This window comes from Marinobacter sp. (assembly GCF_041687235.1).
In the GTDB taxonomy this organism is placed as follows: domain Bacteria; phylum Pseudomonadota; class Gammaproteobacteria; order Pseudomonadales; family Oleiphilaceae; genus Marinobacter.
The window spans coordinates 45535-64820 of the sequence record NZ_JAWLCH010000008.1; the positions used below are offsets into that span (position 1 = coordinate 45535).

Genomic DNA, 19286 nt, shown 5'->3' on the forward strand with positions numbered 1-19286 from the left:
ATCAGAGGTCGTCCATGCGACCAATCTGGCTCGCGAGGCGCATTGCCTCGTGCTCTTCCAGGGCCAGAAGCTCCTCGAGCAGTGACTTAGCCTCGGGAATTTCCGCCTTTCCGATCAGGGAATCGTAGAGGTCCATAACCTGGTCGTGGAAATGGAATACCTCTTTGGCGATGTCGGAGAAGGACATGGAGGCGTAGTGGGTATATGAGTCGGCGCTGGCCCTGATCGGTTTGTGGTTCAGGTAGTCGTAAAGGCGCGTCTTCATGGCCTTGGGGTCAGCCTGCTTCTCGAATTCACGAACGGCTTTCTCAAGCAGCGCTTCGTGATCTGCCAGATAGTCGAGAAGGGCGCTGGCTCGTTCATCGTTGTTGAGTTTTGCGGATTCCTGCAGGCACCGGGACAGATACGCGTGCAGTTGTCGTGTCCATTCGATCAGATCTTCGAAGGTTTTTATTTCCATCTTCTAACTCCTGGCTGTGTATGTTGGATCCATGATTGGCACTATCCTCCCAGTCTAGCCAAATTTGTTGCCTGTGGAACCGGTGTGCCGCCTTCCCTCCCGCGGAGTCATTGAGCTACTCTGCCTCGCAGACAATACGAATCCGGAGCGTTCGATGAATCCATCAACCCTGATTGGCATGATCACGGGCCTGGCGGTACTGGCTGGTGTCCTGTTCTGGTCGGCAACAGATCCCTGGCTCTTTATCAATCTGCCAGGCCTGGCCATTGTTCTGGGCGGTACCCTGGCGGCCACGTTCATCAGCTACCCCCTGAAAGAAGTGCTCAGGGTGTTCCGGCTGTTCGGCACGGTGCTCCGGAACGAAAAGCTCTACACCCAGGATGACATTGAAGAGCTGGTCCGGATCTCCCGGCTCTGGATTGAGGGTAATCTGCCGGCGGTCGAGCGGGAACTCGGCAATGTCCGCAACCCCTTTCTCCGGGTGGGCGTTCAGATGGTGATCGACATGACGCCCGAGGAAGATATCCTGGATTTCATGCAGTGGCGTATTGCCCGCCTGAAGGCCCGGGAACATGCAGAAGCCCAGTTGTTCAGGGTAATGGCCGGATTTGCCCCGGCATTCGGCATGATCGGTACCCTGGTGGGGCTGATCAACCTGATGTTTGTACTGGGTGATGGTGACATGCAGGTGATTGGCATGCAGATGGCCGTCGCCCTGATGACCACCTTCTACGGCATTCTACTGGCGAATCTGCTGTTCAAGCCCGTAGCCGTCAAACTGGAGCGCCGGACTGAACAACGGCTGATTGTGATGAATATGGTGATGCAGGGCATTTCCATGATGTACCGCAAGCGTAGCCCCTCGCTGATGCGTGAGACTCTGAAATCGTTTGTCATGAGCTTCGAGGACGAAATCCACGAGGCGGGAACAGTCAGTGCCAGTGCGGCTCGTCGGCCAGCTGCGACAAAGGCGTCGGTGCGCGATGGCTGACTCTCGCGAGCGTACCTTCCGTTGGCACGTGCCCGTGGAAGACAGTTCCGAACAGGAAGGCTGGCTGATTACCTACCTGGATGTGATCACCCTTTTGCTGGTGATGTTTGTGGTAATGCTGGCGTTCGCCGGGCCGCCGGCGATTAACCGGGAGCTTTCGGAAACGGTATCCGGGAAACTCCATGGCGACATGCCGTCTGCATTAAAGCCGCCGGAACCAGCCATCGTGGAAAACGGAGACGATACACTGGGGCCACTTGCGTTGGATGGCCTTGGGAGCGACATTGAGGTAATCCGCCATGCTGGCAGTGTCAGCTTCCGGATCGGTAATGACATACTGTTCGAATCGGGTGAAGGCATGCTGTCGCCGGCAGGGTTCGATGCTCTCCAGCAGTTGTTGCCCGTTCTCGAGAGCACAGATTACAGAATCAAGGTAACCGGCCATACTGATGCCGTGCCAATAAACACGCCGAAATATCCTTCGAACTGGGAGCTGTCCTCGGCGCGCGCGGCCACTGTTGTGCGCTATTTTATTACCAGAGGCGTATCGCCGGAGCGGCTCTCAGCCGTCGGTTTTGCCGGGACTCGGCCATTGGAGAGCAATGAAACCAGCCAGGGGCGTGCCCGGAACAGGCGCGTGGAGCTGATCCTTATTACCTCGGAAAGCAAGGGCGGTGGGGAAGAGCCATGACAACACCATTGGGAATTATTGAAGGATTCTATGGCCCCATGTGGACATGGCAGGAACGCAGGCACCTGGTCCGCATCCTGGCCCCCCATGGTTACGGGTTTTATCTCTATGCCCCCAAGGCCGACGTCTTCCTGCGCCGAAAATGGCAGCAACCCCATCCACCGGCAGTGGCCTCGGAGCTTGCGGAATTTGCGCGCTTCTGCCGGCATGAGGGGGTGCGTTTCGGGGTGGGGCTGAGCCCGTTCGAGGTGTTCAACCGCTTTGACGACGATGCTCGCGCAGCACTGGCAGACAAGCTTGCCCTGCTGGAACGAATCGGTATTGATGAACTGGCGATTCTGTTTGATGACATGCAAGCCGATACACCGGATCTTGCCAATACCCAGGTGGAGATTGTGCACTGGATTCGTGAGCGCACGGCCATCAAGCATCTGAGCGTCTGCCCCAGCTACTATTCTGACGATCCGGTCCTGGACCGTGTGTTCGGTGAGCGCCCGGCGGATTATCTCGAGACTCTTGGGCGCAAGCTGGACCACTCCATCACTATATTCTGGACCGGGGAGGAGGTGTGTTCCCGGGAAGTCTCTCCCGGTCATCTGAAGCGGATCGGGGATCTGCTCGGTCGCAAGCCGGTGCTCTGGGACAACTATCCGGTCAACGACGGCGACCGGATGTCGCAACACCTGCATCTGCGCGCGTTCACCGGAAGGCCTGCAGCCAATGCCGCACACCTGGCCGGCCATGGCATTAACCCCGCCCTGCAACCGACTCTGACAGCGATCCCGGCCATTACGCTGGCGGAATCCTATCGGCTCGGCCCCTCCTACCAATACGGTCAGGCGTTCCGCCATGTGGCCCGGGAGGTGCTGGGCAGGGAACTGGCAGCCCAGCTGCATGCGGATTTGTTGGTGCTTCAGGACGCTGGTCTGGGCCGGATCAGTGATGAAAAGCGGCAGAGTCTTCAGCATACCTACGATGCCTTTGACCATCCCGCAGCCAACGAGATACTGCGCTGGCTGGCAGGTGAGTATCAGGTGACGGATGAGATGGTGGCCACGCAGTAGGCGGGCGGGCTACCGGAGGTAATATTCGACGGTCGAGACCACCCGAACGGTTTTCACCGGTTGCTGCCCTTCCATAATGCCAGGCGCCTGATCCCGGGCGAGGATCTGGAAGACGCCCTGATTGGCACGGCGGAGCCCTCCGAGCTTCGCATTGGCATCCTGAGCGAACTGGGCAGCAGCTTCCCGTGCTGATGCGGTGGCCTCGGCAATCATCTCTGGCTTGATGTCGTTGAGCCCGTTAAACACGTAAGTAGGCCCGGATGGGCCGTAGTCCGAGGATAACACCACCCCCGAGTCCACCAGCTCACTGACCCCCTGGGCGGCCTGTCGGATTCGCTCGATATCGTTGCTGCGAACCATCAGAGTCTGGCTGATGATGAATTTCTGTTCGCCATTATTGGCCTGGTAGGGGTTGGCCCGGGTATCCGTAACATCCAGACGCTGGAGCTCGACGGTGTCCTGGTCAATGGCCTGCAGTTTCAGGAACGCCATGATTGCGTCGCGACTACTTCTTGCCTTGTCCTGGGCCTCTTTCAGTGAGGCCCCGGTGGCAACAAACCGGATGGGCCACAGGGCGAGGTCTGCGTCCACCTCCCGTTCAGCCACACCCTTGACAGTTACGTAGCGGTCGCCGGTGCGCAGATCGGTCAGACCGTTACCGATCAAAGTGGCGGAAATGATGGCGCTGATGCCGAGAATCAGCGAGGCAAGAAGTTTCATCACGTGTCCCTGTATGACATTACCGGAAAGGTCCGGAGAGAATCCGGTCCCTGGCTGTTATCCTGAAGATCACGGTCAAGATTAGCGCTTCACGCCTCAAGCGAAAAGGGAGGAATCATGATGGCTGTGAAAGTTGAGTGTGTCCAAGGCAACATTGCAGCACAACAGGATATGGATGTAATCGTGAATGCCGCCAATGCTCAGCTGCTGCCTGGCAGTGGTGTGGCGGGCGCCATCCATAGCGCAGCCGGTCCGGGACTGGCTGAGGAATGTCGGGCGCTGGCACCCATCGGGCCCGGCGAGGCCGTGATCAGCTCGGGCCACAATCTGCCGAATCAGCATGTCATCCATTGCCTCGGGCCGGTTTACGGGGTTGATGAGCCTTCGGACCGTTTGCTTTCAGACTGTTTCCGGAACGCACTGTTGCTTGCTGACCGGAGCGGACTGTCGTCCATTGCTTTTCCTGCCATCTCCACGGGCGTGTTCGGATACCCGCTGAGGGACGCCGCTGCCGTGGCCATGAAGGCGGTGGCCGACACTCTCGACAACCTCAACTCTGTTCGCCTTGTCCGGTTTGTCCTGTTCAGCGATCAGGATCTTTCGGTGTTTGAGGACGCCCTCAAGCGGGACCCGGGACTGTCGGGCCGGTAGCGGCGCCTTTCAGTCGCAGGTCTTGTCCGTTGATCGGCGAAAACGGGCCTGCATGGCTTCGCGCTCCCGGTCGGCATCCCGGAATTCCTCAGGCAAGGGCTGAATAAAGTAGATGAAGTCGCCTTTCGATCGATTCTGGTCCAGGGCTGGATGGCTGTCGTCTGACGGCCAGAATGCCGGACTGATCACGGCAACAGAAAGTTCTGGTGCCCGTTGCTTCAGCAGAGCCACGGTGCCCAGACCATCCTCACTGTGAAACGTGCCGGTCAGGTGCAGCACCTGATGCTCCGGATGCTCTGCCCGGGCCTGGAGAATCCGGGTGGCCATGGTGTTGTCCCGGAGCAACTGCGCCTTGTAGGTGTTCTCCATCCGCTCGCTCATGGCGTTGTCGGCCTGATGGCTGGCACCGATGGCAGCCATGAACTTCTTGCGGTAGGCAGGGGTGTCCATGAAGGGGTCAGACGGTAATTTCTGTTTCAGGGTATCGGAAATTCGGTTGAGGAACTCCGGGCCTTTACGGCCGACACAGCGGACCACATCGGCCGGCGCATTGGCAGCGATCACCGGAAGATTCTGCCGGCGCGCAAATTCCACCAGGGGGCGGTAGGAGGCCCGGTAGTTGTCCCAGGCCCCGGCATCTTCGATCATTTCGGTTTCGCCGGTTTTTCCCTCCAGATAACGGTTCAGCTCGTCCTGACGGTCGAGGTTGAATTGTTCCATGGAAAGTATCTGCTCCGGACGCAGGCTATGCAGTGCGGTCTGAAGCCCGGACTGCAAAAGATGCGAGCCGTGGTGCCCATGGTATTCCCCCACAACCACCACATCGGTATTGGCCAGCCGTTGCGCCAGCTGTGTCGGAGAGAGAAGGGTCTTGCTGTTGGGGTCTGTTATCCGGGCATCGTATTGTGTTTCGGGTGCCGAAATCGGGGCGCCCGTGGCGGTTGCTGATGGCATGGAAGTGCATCCATTCAGAGTTAACAGGGAAGCAAATAGCAGGGCTGGCGCGACAAATTTCATGGTAGTCCTTACGTTTCGGGCGCTGTCAGGATCTTTTTCTGCGATCTTCGCGCCAGTCGGGCCCCAATCGTTCTTCCACGTATTCCCGAATGAACTGGCGCACTTTCTGGGAGGGCGTCACATCCTCTTGCTTGCAGAGTTCCTCGAAGGCGGCTTTTTTCTCCGGGTCGATCAGAAGCGTCAGACGGGCAGTGCGGTTTTCCATGGGCTTTTCTTTACCTCTGGTGATTTCTTTGATGTTAATCAGATTAACATTGAATGTAGATTCAGTGAGCATATAATTGAACGGTACAAGTTGCAATTAACGAGCACTCCATGCCACACCGAGCCCACCTGTTCTCACTCCGACTGGCCCACGCATTCCGGGAAGCCTGTATTGATGAGCCATACCGGGGGCGCCGTTTCCTGCGCGACCTGATGGCCGGGGTGACGGTGGGTATTATCGCCATCCCCCTGGCCATGGCCCTGGCGATTGCCAGTGGTGTTGCGCCGCAATACGGGCTCTACACCGCGATTATTGCCGGATTCGTGATTGCATTGACTGGCGGCAGCCGGTTCAGTATCTCGGGCCCCACCGCCGCCTTCGTCGTCATTCTGTACCCCATTGCCCAGAACTATGGCCTGGGCGGTTTATTGCTGGCTACTCTGATGTCCGGTGTCTTGCTGATTGTCATGGCCCTGATGCGGTTGGGCCGTTTTATTGAATACATTCCAGAGTCTGTAACCCTGGGGTTCACCGGGGGCATTGCAGTGGTGATTGCCACGTTGCAGGTCCGGGACTTCCTGGGCCTTCCGGTTGGCGATATGCCTGAGCATTACTGGGACAAGCTGGCGGTGCTGGCGGCTGCGCTACCGGAGTTTGATGACATGAGCACGCTGGTGGCCGGCGTCACCCTTGCCGTAATGTTAGTCTGGCCCAGGCTTAAAACGCCGGTGCCACCACACCTGCCAGCCGTGGTGATCGGAAGTCTCCTGGCACTCTGGTTGAATGCCCAGGGCGCTGCCATCGAAACCATTGGTTCAAGGTTCAGCTACCTGTTACCGGATGGTTCGGTCGGTGCCGGTATTCCGCCTTTTTTGCCCGAATTTGCCTGGCCCTGGCAGCAGGCAGGGGCGTCGGGTGAGCCCATCGGGCTGTCCTGGTCGCTGGTCCGGGACCTGCTGCCCGCAGCCTTTGCCATCGCCATGCTGGGCGCCATCGAGTCCCTTCTGTGTGCCGTAGTGCTCGACGGCATGACCGGCAAGCGTCATAGCGCCAATAGCGAATTGATGGGGCAGGGCCTTGGCAACATCCTTACGCCGTTTTTCGGCGGCATTACCGCCACCGCAGCCATTGCGCGCTCGGCAGCCAATTACCGGGCCGGTGCCGAATCGCCGGTCTCCGCAATGGTTCACTCTCTGGTGGTGCTGCTGGCGCTGGTTTCGCTGGCGGGTCTGCTGGCGTACCTGCCCATGCCCGTCATGGCGGCTCTGCTGGTTATGGTGGCCTGGAATATGAGCGAGGCGCCCAAGTCTCTGCACCTTCTGAAAACAGCGCCGCGCAGCGATATCCTGGTGTTTCTCACCTGCTTTTCGCTCACGGTGTTGCTGGACATGGTGATCGCGATCACCACCGGGGTTTTGCTGGCAGCGGTCCTGTTCATGCGGGAGATGGCGCAGATGACCAGGGTTACGGATATTACCCGGAGCAAACGGCTTGCTGACGCCCGCCTGCCCGATGGCTGGCAGGTGTTCAAGATCAACGGGCCTCTGTTCTTCGCCGCCGCTGACCGGATTTTCGGAGAGCTGGCAGCAATGTCCCGGAACGCGCGTGGGTTCATCCTGTACATGGACAGCGTTACCATCCTGGATGCCGGGGGGCTGTCTGCCCTGAACAAGCTGATTGCTACCTGCCAACAGGATGGCACGCAGATTGTTATTGCCGATCTCCAGTTTCAGCCGTTGAGAACCCTGGCGCGCGCCGGTGTAGAGCCTGTGCCGGGTGTCAGCATGTTCTGCCCCTCACTGGCCCATGCGCTTGCCCTGGTAGCCGACCAGGGCCGCGACGCTCCGTGCTCTACATAGGCCAGTGGAGTTGGACGTTTCCTCCGCCGAAATTGCTTTTGTGAAGATAGAAAGTCGGGTTGATCGTCAGCATGGCGTTGTCCGTCGCCGAAAGAAGAATGTTTACCGGAAAAGCCACTTTGCCGATGAATCCGGTATGATTTTCCTGCGGTTCGCCTTCCAGTTTCTGGCGGACATTTGCAGTGCCCAGAAACAGTTCAGGGGCAAGGTCCGTCCGAGGTGTTAACTGGAAAGAGACCGAACCGAAAATGTTGGCTTCACGCCTGCGAACGGTCCCGGTGTTGTTGATGGACCTCCCGAAATAGCCTGTTTCATCCAGGTATAGTCCCGAAACACCCAATCTGGGAGAGAGCCGTAGCCCTGGAGGTGCGACTTCCGCCATCAACTGAAAATGGTCTCGGGTAAACTCCGGACTACCGCCTTCCTCGAGCTGGTAGGTACGACGAACGTATTCCCCCTTTCCACTCAGTGTCACTTCCGCTTGCTGGAAAAGAAATGACTGTGTAAGGGCAGCTTTCACCGATCTGCTCCTGACGGATAGCCCCGCACTGCGGCTGACCAGTTCTGATTCGGGCGACACGTTTAACGACAGCGTTGAACCCCCATCACGGGATGCTTCCCGTCTACCCCTGTGCCATTGAAGAAACAGGCTCTGGGGTTTGGTCGCGAACTCGTCGTTGGTCTCGGTTTTGCTGTTGAAGTAGGCATCCGGCAATATCCATGCAGCTTCCAGCCAGTCTCCCCCTGAGAAGCGATGCCGGGCGGCCAGGTAAATGTCTGACAGGGATTTGTCGTGAAAGACGTCACCGTGAATGCGCAGATCGGTGTTGTTCAGTGTATGGCGGAATCCAACCAGCTGACGATCAAACGCCCCGTCAAGATCCTCGCTGCGTTGTATGTCCAGCAGGAATCCCTGATGCTCATTGTCAAACGCAAAGTCCCGGTAAAAGCGAAAATCCATGAACAACCGCTTGCTTCTTGCGCTGCCGGCCGTTCCCCGGATTCCCTGTTGTGTGGGGCCGGGAGGGTGTTGGTGGCGAAAGCTCAGCTCATTCAGGAACCGTTCGGAATTGTAAATTTCAGCCCGCCCCTCTACGACAGCCTCCTGCTGCCAGGGTTGTGGCAGATGGAAGTCAGCGGCCTGTATAGTTGGTGCCGGGAAAAGGGGTGCGATTACCGCGATAAGGAATGCGGGTATTCCTGTGGGCAGACCAATTCTTTTCATTCCACAATTCCTTTCACAATCTATGCTTTAACCTATGGCTGACAGATCGGATATTTCACAAGGAAACCCATGCTGCCTTTTCGGCTTATTGACCGCGTAAAATTCATTGTAGAACGTCAACTTGTGAAAGGAGCAGGTTTTCAGCTTCTTGTCGTGGGCATCTTCATTGCGCTGATTTCCATGGTTGGCGGATTGCTGGTCGTTCCCCAGGGCGGCGACTTCGAGGAACCGGGCACAGCAATCTGGTGGGCGTTTCTCCGGCTGACCGACCCGGGTTACCTCGGCGACGACGTTGGCACCTGGCAACGAATTGTCTCAACCCTGCTGACGGTTCTGGGGTATGTGGTGTTCATGGGTACCCTGGTCGCCATCCTGACCCGATGGCTTATTGCCAAAATGGCTGACCTTGAGCGGGGCCTCACGCCGGTGACTCTCAAAAACCATGTGGTGGTGTTGGGCTGGACCAGCCAGACTCTGCCATTGCTCTCCGAGTTGCTCGGGTCCAGCGGCCGGATGCGACGGTTTCTGGAAAAGCATGATGCCCAGAGGCTCAACCTGGTGGTGCTGTCGGAGGACGCCTCCGCGGCCCAGGTTCACGAACTGAGGAGTGAGCCGGGGATCGGGCGCCGAGCCCGCCAGATCATTCTGCGATCTGGCTCGGCCATTCAGCCGGACGCTTTACACAGAGTGGCCTGCCTGGACGCAGCTGCGGTTATCGTCCCGAGTGCAGCCCATGAAGCAGGTAGCCTGGTAACGTCGGATGTGGAAACCGTTAAAGCGCTTCTTTCCATCGCCGCTCAAGCCAGACACCTGCAGGCTCCTTTGCCGTTCGTGGTGGCTGAAATTCAAGATGTTCGCAAACTCCCGGTGGTTGAAAGAGCCTATCCCGGGGCGGTCGAGGTCGTGGCTGGCGATGCCACTATCAGTCGGCTGATGGTTCAGAACATTCTTCATCCCGGGCTGTCGGAAGTATTCAACGAATTGCTCACCGCCGGTGAGGGAAACGAAATCTATATCCGGGGCGGAGAATCGCTGGGCGGTATGACGCTTGGCGCACTGGCCGCCGCTCGGCCGGACGTTATCGTGCTGGGCCTGTTGAAGCATCGCGATGCAGGCTGGGACGTCCAGTTGCTGGCGCCTTCAGACTCGCGAATTGATCCTGCGGATCGGGTGGTCATCATGGCTCGGGACTACTCCGAGACGGAGCCGGACCCCAAAAAGGCACCCTTGCCGGAATTGGAGAGAGGGCAAGCGGTGCGCGTCGACCGGCCTGCCGACCAGGTGAACCACCGGGTTCTGGTGTTGGGCTGGAACCGGCGGGTACCCAGCCTGATCGCGGAATTCCTGAGCTACGGACACCGTCATTTTGAAGTAGACCTGGTCTCAGTGGTTCCGAGAACCGAGCGGGAACAGGCCATTGCCCAGTACGTGGAGAATGCCGAGCGCCTGACCTGTCGGCATATCGAGGCGGATTACATGGTGGAAGGTGAGCTGCGCCGGATTGTGCCGGCGGGCTATGACACCGTGATCCTGCTGAGCAGCGACCGACTGGCGTCTGGAGAAGAAGCCGATGCCCGGGCCATGGTGGGTTATCTTTTGCTGGAAGACATCCTGGCCGAGGCTACAGCGCGGCCCCAACTGATTATGGAACTGAGCGACCCGGATAACCGGCACCTGTTGTACGGCCAACAGAGTGAAATACTGATCAGTCCCATGATCCTCAGTCATGTACTGGCCCAGGTGGCCCTCAGGCGGGAGCTCCGGGTGGTACTGGATGAGTTGTTCACCGTCGGCGGTGCCGAGATCCAGTTCCGGGACCCCGCGGATTACCCATTGCCCGCCAGTGCGACCTTCCAGGTTCTGGAAAAGGCCGTGGCGGCCGAAGGTGAGCTGGCCCTGGGCGTTTTTCGTTGTAAGGCGGATGAGCGCGGACGCCACCTGCAGCTGAATCCGCCCCGGAAAGACTATCTGGAGTTGCAGCCGGGTGACCGGCTGGTGGTGCTATGCCTGACCTGACTCACCATCAGTCGATGCTATCGAGCAGGGCCGCCATGATGTCGTCCATGACCACGAACCCTTTAAGATCATTGTCGGCCAACACCAGAAGACGCTTTACCCGGTACTTGCTCATCAGGCTGGCGGCATGCCGGACGTTCAGGTTTTCGCCAACGCTGATTACGGGCTTGGCGCAGGCGTCATAAACGTTCAGAAGGTCGATGTCGCCATCTTCGGCGATGACGGTTTTCAACACATTGGTATAGGTGATCAAACCCCAGGCATCGTGCTCGCTTGTCTTTTCCACCACCAACGACTTTAAAGAGTGCTGCTTCATCTGTGATAGCGCCTCACGGATGCTGGCAAACGGAGAGATGGTAATTACGTCACGCACCATCACATCTTTGACCAGTTTCATGGCTGTTCTCCGGTTACAGTGAATCTTTCAGATGTTGTTCGAATTTCGCGACCTGTGACATATCGATCCCTCCGAGGTGTTCCAGGGGAAGCGTGAATACAAGTCCTTTTGAATCGTTATGGTCTGGCATGAGAATCGTCTGGATGGCTTTCAGAATCTCGAGTGACAGCCCCTTTTCCAGAACCATCAGCAAAACGCTCTGGCTACCGTCGTAGGTCAGCCCGAAGAACGTTTTTTTTGCGGTATTACTGATGCCGCGACCGGAAAGCACGGTAATGCCTCCGGCGCCAAGATCTCTTGCGGCATCAACGCAGTCCTGCTCCTGATCCTCGGGAACGATTGCAACCAGTACCGAAAATTTCATGAGTCTGTTTTCCTCTGCTTTGCAAGCATTTCAACAATGATGGCGTAGCTCATCACCGTCACAATCGGAAAGATGGAGGCGAAGGCAATCAGGCCGAAACCGTCGATCAGCACGTTACGGCCGTCAATGCTGCTGGCCAGGCCAATACCCAGGGCCGTTACCAACGGCACGGTAACTTCTGAAGTGGTTACGCCGCCAAGGTCGTACGCCAGGGGTATGATGTACCTGGGGGCCAGCGCGGTCAGCATAATCACCAGAATATAGCCGCCAATGATGTAATGGTGAATTGAATCGCCACTGATAATCCGGTGAACGCCAAGGGTTATCCCCACAGCGACTCCCACTGCCACTATGATCCTGATGGCGTTGCCGTTGATGGTGCCGGCGGCCGCCTGTTCCGCCTGATGCCCGATCGCGATCAGCGCAGGTTCCGCCATGGTGGTGGCAAAGCCGATCATGAAGGCAAACAGGTAGACAAATACGAATCCCTCCATGCTCATCAACTGCCGGGCCATACTGGTGCCAATCGGGAACAGGCCGAGTTTCAGGCCGACTACAAAGGCATAAAGTCCCAGGACAACCAATGCAAACCCGAAAAGGATTTGGCGGGGGTTGGTCAATCCGCGTCGCAGAATCAGGTATTGGAAGAAGAGTATGGTGATAATAATGGGGAGCACGTCCCGGATCATTTCGGCCAGATCAAGAAACATGCCCAATACAAACGAGGATTGATTGGCTGTTTCACTCGGGGGCAGGGTCGTTACCAATACAGGATCTGCCGCTCCACCGGAATACACGAAAATCCCGTACAGCTGAACGGTGATCATGGGGACCATCACGGCGAGAGCAACCAGTCCGAAGCCATCCAGCAAAGGATTCCGGCCCCGAATGGAAGCCGCCAGACCTATGCCGAGCGCCGCAATCAGGGGCACCGTGACAATGTTGGTGGTTACGCCGCCAGAATCGTAAGCGAGGCCGACGATCTCCGGCGGGGCGAACCAGGTGATGATCACCACCAGGATATAGCCGATGATCATGAACCAGTGCAGCGGGTAACCGAAGATGGTTCTGAACACGCCGAGGGCGACCACCAGCCCGACAGAGACGGCCACCAGGATTCTGAGCGTCAGGGCCTTGATTTTGCCCTCGCTGATTTCCTCGGCTTGCTGGGCAACCGCAATCAGCGCGGGCTCCGCGACCACCGCCGAAAAGCCCATGGCGAAGCCGAACGAAAGCAGTACGGGCACAGATCCTCGACGGGCAAACTGATTGGAGAGACTCTTGCCGACCGGAAAAATGCTGAGTTCGAGACCCTGCAGAAAAAGGGCAACGCCCACAGCCACGATCAGCAACCCGACGGCCATCGCCAAGGTGTTCTCCGGCATTTGCTGGAGAATGACGAGCTGAAAGAAGACCACGACAGCGACGATCGGAAGCAGATTCTTCAGGGCGTGCAGAAGGGAATGACTGAAAGCTCGCAGGTAGAACACTATTCACGCCTTATGGATTCTGGTGGGAAGCGATCCTTGCTCACAGTAACAATAGCTACGATTCCCGCGTTGATCCAACTCAAATGCCGGCCTCCTTTGGTATTCATCAAAAAAATGCTGAAAATAGATCATATAAATTTCAATTATAAATTTGAAACCACTAAAGTAACCGTCAACGTCAGCGCTTCGCTCAAAAAGTGAGCAGGTTGTTGGCTTCGGAAGTTGCTGTACGCTTCTCCGCATCGACTTAGAAAACCAACGTAGAAAGGATTGAGACCATGCCCTACGCACAAGACGTTGACCAGATTGCTTCCCTGTTGAAGCAGCACCCGACCTGGAACGCCATCAACCCGAAGCACGCCGCTCGCATGCGCGCCCAGAACAAGTTCAAAACTGGTCTGGATATCGCCAAGTACACCGCCAAGATCATGCGCGAAGACATGGCGAACTACGACAAGGACACTTCCCAGTACACCCAGTCCCTGGGCTGCTGGCACGGTTTCATTGGTCAGCAGAAAATGCTGTCCATCAAGAAGCACTTCGGTACCACCAAGCGTCGTTACCTGTACCTGTCTGGCTGGATGGTTGCTGCCCTGCGTTCCGAGTTCGGCCCTCTGCCTGACCAGTCCATGCACGAGAAGACTGCTGTATCCGGCCTGATCGAAGAGCTGTACACCTTCCTGCGTCAGGCGGATGCCTGGGAACTGAACCACCTTTTCCGTGCCCTGGAAGAAGCCGAGAAAGCCGGCGACAACGCCAAGGCTGAAGAACTGATCAAGCAGATCGACAACCACGAAACCCACGTTGTGCCGATCATTGCTGACATCGACGCTGGTTTCGGTAACGCCGAAGCGACCTACCTGCTGGCCAAGCAGATGATCGAAGCCGGTGCCTGCTGCATCCAGATCGAGAACCAGGTGTCTGACGAGAAGCAGTGTGGTCACCAGGACGGCAAGGTTACCGTTCCTCACGCCGACTTCCTGTCCAAGATCAACGCCGTTCGTCTGGCGTTCCTGGAGCTGGGTGTGGACGACGGTGTTATCGTTGCCCGTACCGACTCCCTGGGCGCTGGCCTGACCCAGAAGATCGCCGTGACCAACGAGCCGGGCGATCTGGGCGACCAGTACAACAGCTTCATTGATGGCGAAGTGATCGAGAAGGCTGAAGACATCAACAACGGCGACGTTGTGATCAAGCAGAACGGTCAGCTGGTACGTCCCAAGCGTCTGGCTTCTGGTCTGTTCCAGTTCAAGCCGGGCACTGGCGAAGACCGTGTTGTTCTGGACTGCATCACCAGCCTGCAGAACGGTGCCGACCTGCTGTGGATCGAAACCGAGAAGCCGCACGTTGGTCAGATCGCGGCCATGGTTAACCGCATCAAGGAAGTGGTGCCCGACGCCAAGCTGGTATACAACAACAGCCCGTCCTTCAACTGGACCCTGAACTTCCGTCAGCAGGTATTCGACGCATGGCAGGAAGAGGGCAAGGACGTATCTGCTTACGACCGCGCCAAGCTGATGAGCGAAGAGTACGACAACACCGAGCTGGGTCAGCTGGCTGACGAGTGGTGCCGTAACTTCCAGCGCGACGGTTCACGCGAAGCAGGTATCTTCCATCACCTGATCACCCTGCCGACGTACCACACTGCGGCCCTGTCTACCGACAACCTGGCCAAAGGCTACTTCGGTGACGAAGGTATGCTGGCCTACGTTGCCGGTGTACAGCGCAAGGAAATCCGTCAGGGTATCGCCACTGTTAAGCACCAGGATATGGCTGGTTCCAACATTGGTGACGACCACAAGGAATTCTTCGCTGGTGAAGCGGCTCTGAAAGCCGGTGGTAAAGACAACACCATGAACCAGTTCGGCTAATCGAGCGTTCAGATGTTGCGGAAGCGGGCGTTTGTGCTCGCTTCAAGCCATGAAACCCCGCCTCGTGCGGGGTTTCGTTTTTTCTGACACTGTGTATTTGATGTATCTGTCTGAAATTGCGGCATAAAAGCTCTGTTTCGTATTTTTCTTTTTCCCTCCCTGTTTCATTGCTGAAACAGTTTTCCCGCTGTGTAACTTGGCTTTTTCCTTGGCAAATTTAAGAAGGTCAATTAAAACAATAGGTTGATGTCGGATTCCTAATTCTGGCACGGGAATCGCTCCATTGTTCTGGCGGGTCTGGACCTTGGCTTACCCGAAGGCTAGCGGGTTGGGTCGGATCCCTTAAAAGCCAATAACTTCAAAGGAAATGACATCATGAATACCAAGAAAACACTGCTAGCAGCTGCCATCGCAATGAGTCTGGGCGTTTCCGGTTTTGCCTATGCGGACCAGGGAGGCGACGGAGATCCGAATACCAACGCGGACAACACCTCCACTGCCAACAATGACCAGTCCGGCAATACAGATTCCGGTAATGACAACTCTTCTGACAGCTCGGACAACAGCACCGACGTGGCTGATTCGTTCAAGATCGCGGACAGTGGAAACGACAACTCCACGGATAGCTCCGATAACTCAACCAATGTTGCGGACAGTGGGAACGACAATTCCGACAGCAGCACCGATGTGGCTGATTCGTTCAAGATTGCCGACAGTGGTAACGACAATTCCACGGATAGCTCCGATAACTCAACCAATGTTGCGGACAGTGGGAACGACAATTCCGACAACTCCACAAATGTGGCTGACAGCGCGAACGACAGTTCGGACAACTCCACGAATGTAGCCGACAGCGCAAATGACAGTTCGGACAACTCCACAAATGTAGCCGACAGCGCGAACGACAGTTCCGATAATTCCACCAACGTCGCGGATAGCGGAAACGACAACTCCGACAATTCCACCAACGTGGCAGACAGCGGGAATACCGCTGTTGCGGATAGCGGAAACGACAACTCCGATAATTCCACCAATGTGGCAGACAGCGGCAATACCGCTGTTGCGGATAGCGGAAATGACAACTCCGACAATTCCACCAACGTGGCAGACAGCGGGAATGACAGTTCCGATAACTCCACCAACGTGGCGGATAGCGGAAACGACAATTCCGACAATTCCACCAATGTAGCGGACAGCGGGAATACCACCGTTTCCGATAGTGGCAACGACAGCTCCGACAACTCAACCAACGTTGCCGACAGCGGGAACACCACTATCTCCGACAGTGGCAACGACAGCTCCGATAACTCATTGGCCCTGGATCTGGATGTGTTCCTGAACAACGCTGATCTGGACGGCAGCGTATCAGGTACTGCAATTACCTATGGCAGCGCCAATGGTGAAAGCTCCTACACCGAGGTTCGCAATCAGAACGAGATCTCTGGTGGCTCTGCGAACTTCACCGGTGTTGGCGCCTTTGCCCAGAATGCAGGCAATGGCAGCGTTACACAGGCGAATGTCAGTGTAATGTCCAACCTGTCCACTGGTGGCACCGAGTAAAGGAATCCGGGCCGCGCCTTAACCGGTGCGGCCCGGTTATTCCGGGAGAACGGCCATGGGTTATGTCATCAGATGGAAACTGAGGGCTGCCTTGCTGGCGTTATTGTTCACCGCAGCGGGATTTGTTTCGGCCGAGGAGTGGATGGATGCCAAGTCTCTGTCGGAAGATCAGCTGGCTGATTCAAGTGGTCGCCAGGGACTCCCGATGCAATGGCAGATCAACAATAACCAGCAGAATGCGAATGTCTCCGATAACCTGCTGTCCGGAACCGTTGTCACAGGCGATAACAGCATTTCCGACAACGCATTCGGCAACATGAGCGGAGTTGCCACGGTTATCCAGAACACGGGCAACCAGGTGGTCATTCAGGACAGTACCCAGATCAATATACTGATCAATCACTGAGGGAGGTGGGCCATGAACGGGAAGGTTCTTGTCGCTGTTTGCGCGAGTGCCGGGCTGTTATGGTCCACCGCATTCGCCGGTTCGGTCATGGTGCCGGGTATTGGCGGAGATTTTCGTCTCTCGGTGAACAGTTTCGAAAGCCGTCGCTTCGACAGTGTCCTGCGTCAGCAGTACGACTTCAGTTGCGGCTCCGCAGCGGTAGCCTCGTTATTGTCCTTTCATTACAAAGATGAGGTCACCGAGCACGATGTTTTCATTGAAATGCTGGCGTTGGCAGACGAAGAGAAGGTGCGCCGGCATGGCTTCTCCATGCTGGATATGAAGCGCTACCTTGAGGCCAGAGGATACCAGGCCGACGGATTCCGTATGCCATTGGACCGTCTCAGGGAGCAGGTTCGCCTGCCGATGATTGTGCTGCTGAGCATTGAGGGCTTCCGTCATTTCGTGTTGATCAAGGGCATCAGTGAGAACGAGGTGTTGATAGGCGATCCCGCCCGGGGGCTGAAGATCTATTCTTACTCAGAATTCAGCGAGTACTGGGATGGCACTGCCTTTGTTATCCGCAGCCATCTTGATCGGGGGCGCGATCACTTTCTTGACGACGGGCGTTGGCCTCAGGTGGCCCGGGCGCCTTTGCAGAAGGGCCTGGGGGGACCATCCCTCGGGCACACTCTGCCTTACTGGCCCTCGACGAGGGAATGGTGATGGTCATGAAGGGCAGGATGCCTGCTGTCGCAATGCTGATTGTCACCTGCGCGACCCTGTCGCTGGCTGCCAGGGCTGAACTGAATCCCGGGGTTGACCCCATCAGTGACCGGGAGCTTTCGGAGTACCGTGGCGGCTTCCTGATGGATAACCTGGAGATCAGTATTGGCCTGGAACAGGTCGTTGGCATTAACGGCGATACCCTGGTGATCAATCGATTGACCATTCCCAACCTTAACCAGCCCGTCAATGACCGTTTGCTGGACCACCAGATGGAAACCGTGCTCGAGGTTATCAGTGCTAATCGGCACGGCGGCGCGCGGGTCGCGAGCAATATGGCAGGTCCCAACGGCTGGATGACGGTGGTTCAGAATAGCCTTGATAGCACCGTGATACAGAATATGCATCAGCTGAATATCGAGCTGAATAATCTGGGTGCCGGGCATCAGTTCCCGGCCCGATTCAGTGATCAATTGATCCAGTTGCTTGGCCGCTGAAGATCCCTGTTACCTTCCTAGAGACTGATCGGAAGTTTGAGGGTAATCTCGCTGTTGGGCGCGTTTTCAGTCACGCCAATGCTCACCGTCAGACTCAGGGATGTGGCCTGTGACAGGCGCTGGGACAAACCGAACGACAGTGACCCGATCTGAATACGGTCGAAGTTGGATTCAAAAAGATCAATGTTCCTCTCGAATGTGGTTTTCCGGATGACGGAGTGATCATAGCCCAGGCTGAACGACGTGCGTTCGTTAAAGGCGAATCCCATCCCGAAGCCAAAACGCACGATGTCGCCGGGATCCACCGTGCCTCCGTTTTCGAAGCCTTGCTCTTCTTTGAGGGTCCAGACATAACTCAGGTTACCGAACAGTACGGCCGGGTCGGTCGGGTAGATGAACGAGAGTCCGGGTTCGAAAGCCCAGAAACCCGACCCGGTGGGCCGACTTTCCAGCTCGATGCCGATCGGGTTGCCCTGATTATCCTCAATGACCCTCTGGTCAACGTCGTAGGGGCCCTCGCCGGTTGGCGCTCTTACCCGCAATGCCCCGATCACGTAAGGCCAGCCTCCCAGGCCATCGGTTAACTGATAGCGAGCTGAAAGCTCAACATCACCGAGACCCTCTCCAGAGGATTCACGCAGTGTATCCACCGGTGTGCCCTGGAAAACATCACGCTCTCTCAGATCCTCATTGATGCTCAGGTAGGGCACGCGGACCGCCGCTTCAAACTTGCTGGTAAAGCCGTACTTGAGTGACATGGCACCGACGAAAATATCGCGCTGGATCTCGGAAATGTTGATCAGTCCGATCAGCAACGCTGGTATCACGGTGTAGCCTTCTATCGCCACTGCGGTTGAGTTGCTGTGGGCATGGGAAAACGACGGTTCGATCGTAAACCGGCCGGGTCGGGTCACAATACCGCGGTCCGCAGTGATCGAGGCGACGTCGGTTGCCGGATCGTGGCCGTCTTCTGGTGCTGTCCGGATTTCCGTGGTGGTTGGTACCGGCGTGGAGTCCCTGTCGGCCTGGGCGGCGTTGCCAGCAACCGGATGAGCCAGGGAAATCAAAGGGATGATCCAGAATGGCGTTTTATTCAT

General features: G+C 56.9%; 21 protein-coding genes. 11 read left to right on the forward strand and 10 right to left on the reverse strand.

Annotation, left to right across the window (positions count from 1 at the left end):
• Position 1: 1 nt before the first annotated feature.
• On the reverse strand, positions 2-460 hold the full coding sequence (locus ACESMK_RS12545) for an ATPase (RefSeq protein ID WP_372999080.1): 459 nt from the start codon (positions 458-460) through the stop codon (positions 2-4).
• A 154-nt stretch (positions 461-614) separates the two neighbouring features.
• Here ACESMK_RS12545 and ACESMK_RS12550 point away from each other — a divergent pair, with 154 nt between their 5' ends.
• From ACESMK_RS12550 to ACESMK_RS12560, 3 genes are read left to right on the forward strand one after another with little or no spacing between them, the layout of a single operon-like run.
• Positions 615-1451, forward strand: a complete 837-nt coding sequence (locus ACESMK_RS12550; RefSeq protein ID WP_372999084.1) for a motility protein A — start codon at positions 615-617, stop codon at positions 1449-1451.
• Complete coding sequence (locus ACESMK_RS12555) at positions 1444-2142, forward strand: flagellar motor protein MotB (protein ID WP_372999088.1); 699 nt, start codon at positions 1444-1446, stop codon at positions 2140-2142. Before ACESMK_RS12550 ends, ACESMK_RS12555 begins: the two co-directional genes overlap by 8 nt.
• Positions 2139-3206 carry a beta-N-acetylglucosaminidase domain-containing protein gene (locus tag ACESMK_RS12560; RefSeq protein WP_372999091.1) on the forward strand — a complete coding sequence of 356 codons (1068 nt, stop codon included), beginning with the start codon at positions 2139-2141 and terminating at the stop codon, positions 3204-3206. Before ACESMK_RS12555 ends, ACESMK_RS12560 begins: the two co-directional genes overlap by 4 nt.
• Before the next feature lie 9 nt (positions 3207-3215).
• Here ACESMK_RS12560 and ACESMK_RS12565 read toward each other — a convergent pair whose 3' ends face one another.
• Positions 3216-3926: an SIMPL domain-containing protein gene (locus ACESMK_RS12565; protein ID WP_372999093.1), complete on the reverse strand. Its 711-nt coding sequence runs from the start codon at positions 3924-3926 to the stop codon at positions 3216-3218.
• A 117-nt stretch (positions 3927-4043) separates the two neighbouring features.
• Here ACESMK_RS12565 and ACESMK_RS12570 point away from each other — a divergent pair, with 117 nt between their 5' ends.
• On the forward strand, positions 4044-4577 hold the full coding sequence (locus ACESMK_RS12570; RefSeq protein WP_372999097.1) for a macro domain-containing protein: 534 nt from the start codon (positions 4044-4046) through the stop codon (positions 4575-4577).
• 9 nt (positions 4578-4586) lie between these two features.
• On the opposite strand, the gene ACESMK_RS12575 is transcribed toward ACESMK_RS12570, so the two are convergent.
• Both ACESMK_RS12575 and ACESMK_RS12580 read right to left on the reverse strand, forming a co-directional pair.
• The gene (locus ACESMK_RS12575) at positions 4587-5531 is read right to left on the reverse strand and encodes a ChaN family lipoprotein (RefSeq protein WP_372999100.1); all 945 of its coding nucleotides are present in this window, start codon (positions 5529-5531) and stop codon (positions 4587-4589) included.
• Between the two features lie 88 nt (positions 5532-5619).
• Positions 5620-5799, reverse strand: coding sequence for a CopG family transcriptional regulator (locus ACESMK_RS12580; RefSeq protein WP_372999103.1), 180 nt, complete (start codon positions 5797-5799; stop codon positions 5620-5622).
• Positions 5800-5909: 110 nt separating this feature from the next.
• Here ACESMK_RS12580 and dauA point away from each other — a divergent pair, with 110 nt between their 5' ends.
• Positions 5910-7658 (forward strand): C4-dicarboxylic acid transporter DauA, encoded by a 1749-nt coding sequence (dauA, locus tag ACESMK_RS12585; protein ID WP_372999105.1) that lies wholly within the window; start codon positions 5910-5912, stop codon positions 7656-7658.
• On the opposite strand, the gene ACESMK_RS12590 is transcribed toward dauA, so the two are convergent.
• Complete coding sequence (locus ACESMK_RS12590) at positions 7651-8883, reverse strand: hypothetical protein (RefSeq protein ID WP_372999108.1); 1233 nt, start codon at positions 8881-8883, stop codon at positions 7651-7653. The genes dauA and ACESMK_RS12590 overlap by 8 nt on opposite strands.
• 69 nt (positions 8884-8952) lie before the next feature.
• Between ACESMK_RS12590 and ACESMK_RS12595 the strand changes: the two genes are divergently transcribed.
• Complete coding sequence (locus tag ACESMK_RS12595; protein ID WP_372999111.1) at positions 8953-10899, forward strand: CASTOR/POLLUX-related putative ion channel; 1947 nt, start codon at positions 8953-8955, stop codon at positions 10897-10899.
• Between the two features lie 7 nt (positions 10900-10906).
• On the opposite strand, the gene ACESMK_RS12600 is transcribed toward ACESMK_RS12595, so the two are convergent.
• From ACESMK_RS12600 to ACESMK_RS12610, 3 genes are read right to left on the reverse strand one after another with little or no spacing between them, the layout of a single operon-like run.
• Positions 10907-11296, reverse strand: a complete 390-nt coding sequence (locus tag ACESMK_RS12600; protein WP_372999114.1) for a CBS domain-containing protein — start codon at positions 11294-11296, stop codon at positions 10907-10909.
• A 13-nt stretch (positions 11297-11309) separates the two neighbouring features.
• On the reverse strand, positions 11310-11660 hold the full coding sequence (locus tag ACESMK_RS12605) for a transcriptional regulator (protein ID WP_372999116.1): 351 nt from the start codon (positions 11658-11660) through the stop codon (positions 11310-11312).
• Positions 11657-13150, reverse strand: a complete 1494-nt coding sequence (locus ACESMK_RS12610) for a DUF1538 domain-containing protein (RefSeq protein WP_372999119.1) — start codon at positions 13148-13150, stop codon at positions 11657-11659. Before ACESMK_RS12610 ends, ACESMK_RS12605 begins: the two co-directional genes overlap by 4 nt.
• Positions 13151-13428: 278 nt before the next feature.
• Between ACESMK_RS12610 and ACESMK_RS12615 the strand changes: the two genes are divergently transcribed.
• Positions 13429-15021, forward strand: coding sequence for an isocitrate lyase (locus ACESMK_RS12615; protein ID WP_372999122.1), 1593 nt, complete (start codon positions 13429-13431; stop codon positions 15019-15021).
• Positions 15022-15063: 42 nt separating this feature from the next.
• Here ACESMK_RS12615 and ACESMK_RS12620 read toward each other — a convergent pair whose 3' ends face one another.
• Entirely contained in the window at positions 15064-15291 is a 228-nt protein-coding gene (locus tag ACESMK_RS12620; RefSeq protein ID WP_372999125.1) for a hypothetical protein, read from the reverse strand.
• A gap of 105 nt (positions 15292-15396) precedes the next feature.
• Between ACESMK_RS12620 and ACESMK_RS12625 the strand changes: the two genes are divergently transcribed.
• From ACESMK_RS12625 to ACESMK_RS12640, 4 genes are read left to right on the forward strand one after another with little or no spacing between them, the layout of a single operon-like run.
• Positions 15397-16581, forward strand: a complete 1185-nt coding sequence (locus ACESMK_RS12625; RefSeq protein ID WP_372999128.1) for a hypothetical protein — start codon at positions 15397-15399, stop codon at positions 16579-16581.
• A gap of 55 nt (positions 16582-16636) precedes the next feature.
• Positions 16637-16987: a hypothetical protein gene (locus ACESMK_RS12630; RefSeq protein WP_372999131.1), complete on the forward strand. Its 351-nt coding sequence runs from the start codon at positions 16637-16639 to the stop codon at positions 16985-16987.
• Between the two features lie 12 nt (positions 16988-16999).
• Entirely contained in the window at positions 17000-17692 is a 693-nt protein-coding gene (locus ACESMK_RS12635; RefSeq protein ID WP_372999134.1) for a C39 family peptidase, read from the forward strand.
• A gap of 5 nt (positions 17693-17697) precedes the next feature.
• Complete coding sequence (locus tag ACESMK_RS12640) at positions 17698-18189, forward strand: hypothetical protein (protein ID WP_372999137.1); 492 nt, start codon at positions 17698-17700, stop codon at positions 18187-18189.
• 17 nt (positions 18190-18206) lie between these two features.
• On the opposite strand, the gene ACESMK_RS12645 is transcribed toward ACESMK_RS12640, so the two are convergent.
• Positions 18207-19286: a transporter gene (locus ACESMK_RS12645; RefSeq protein ID WP_372999140.1), complete on the reverse strand. Its 1080-nt coding sequence runs from the start codon at positions 19284-19286 to the stop codon at positions 18207-18209.

Excerpts from the sequence above, each read along its gene's own strand:
- ACESMK_RS12545 (WP_372999080.1), bottom strand. The coding sequence starts at position 460 with ATGGAAATAAAAACCTTCGAAGATCTGATCGAATGGACACGACAACTG.
- ACESMK_RS12550 (WP_372999084.1), top strand. The coding sequence starts at position 615 with ATGAATCCATCAACCCTGATTGGCATGATCACGGGCCTGGCGGTACTG.
- ACESMK_RS12555 (WP_372999088.1), top strand. The coding sequence starts at position 1,444 with ATGGCTGACTCTCGCGAGCGTACCTTCCGTTGGCACGTGCCCGTGGAA.
- ACESMK_RS12560 (WP_372999091.1), top strand. The coding sequence starts at position 2,139 with ATGACAACACCATTGGGAATTATTGAAGGATTCTATGGCCCCATGTGG.
- ACESMK_RS12565 (WP_372999093.1), bottom strand. The coding sequence starts at position 3,926 with ATGAAACTTCTTGCCTCGCTGATTCTCGGCATCAGCGCCATCATTTCC.
- ACESMK_RS12570 (WP_372999097.1), top strand. The coding sequence starts at position 4,044 with ATGATGGCTGTGAAAGTTGAGTGTGTCCAAGGCAACATTGCAGCACAA.
- ACESMK_RS12575 (WP_372999100.1), bottom strand. The coding sequence starts at position 5,531 with ATGCCATCAGCAACCGCCACGGGCGCCCCGATTTCGGCACCCGAAACA.
- ACESMK_RS12580 (WP_372999103.1), bottom strand. The coding sequence starts at position 5,799 with ATGGAAAACCGCACTGCCCGTCTGACGCTTCTGATCGACCCGGAGAAA.
- dauA (WP_372999105.1), top strand. The coding sequence starts at position 5,910 with ATGCCACACCGAGCCCACCTGTTCTCACTCCGACTGGCCCACGCATTC.
- ACESMK_RS12590 (WP_372999108.1), bottom strand. The coding sequence starts at position 8,883 with ATGAAAAGAATTGGTCTGCCCACAGGAATACCCGCATTCCTTATCGCG.
- ACESMK_RS12595 (WP_372999111.1), top strand. The coding sequence starts at position 8,953 with ATGCTGCCTTTTCGGCTTATTGACCGCGTAAAATTCATTGTAGAACGT.
- ACESMK_RS12600 (WP_372999114.1), bottom strand. The coding sequence starts at position 11,296 with ATGAAACTGGTCAAAGATGTGATGGTGCGTGACGTAATTACCATCTCT.
- ACESMK_RS12605 (WP_372999116.1), bottom strand. The coding sequence starts at position 11,660 with ATGAAATTTTCGGTACTGGTTGCAATCGTTCCCGAGGATCAGGAGCAG.
- ACESMK_RS12615 (WP_372999122.1), top strand. The coding sequence starts at position 13,429 with ATGCCCTACGCACAAGACGTTGACCAGATTGCTTCCCTGTTGAAGCAG.
- ACESMK_RS12625 (WP_372999128.1), top strand. The coding sequence starts at position 15,397 with ATGAATACCAAGAAAACACTGCTAGCAGCTGCCATCGCAATGAGTCTG.
- ACESMK_RS12630 (WP_372999131.1), top strand. The coding sequence starts at position 16,637 with ATGGGTTATGTCATCAGATGGAAACTGAGGGCTGCCTTGCTGGCGTTA.
- ACESMK_RS12635 (WP_372999134.1), top strand. The coding sequence starts at position 17,000 with ATGAACGGGAAGGTTCTTGTCGCTGTTTGCGCGAGTGCCGGGCTGTTA.
- ACESMK_RS12640 (WP_372999137.1), top strand. The coding sequence starts at position 17,698 with ATGAAGGGCAGGATGCCTGCTGTCGCAATGCTGATTGTCACCTGCGCG.
- ACESMK_RS12645 (WP_372999140.1), bottom strand. The coding sequence starts at position 19,286 with ATGAATAAAACGCCATTCTGGATCATCCCTTTGATTTCCCTGGCTCAT.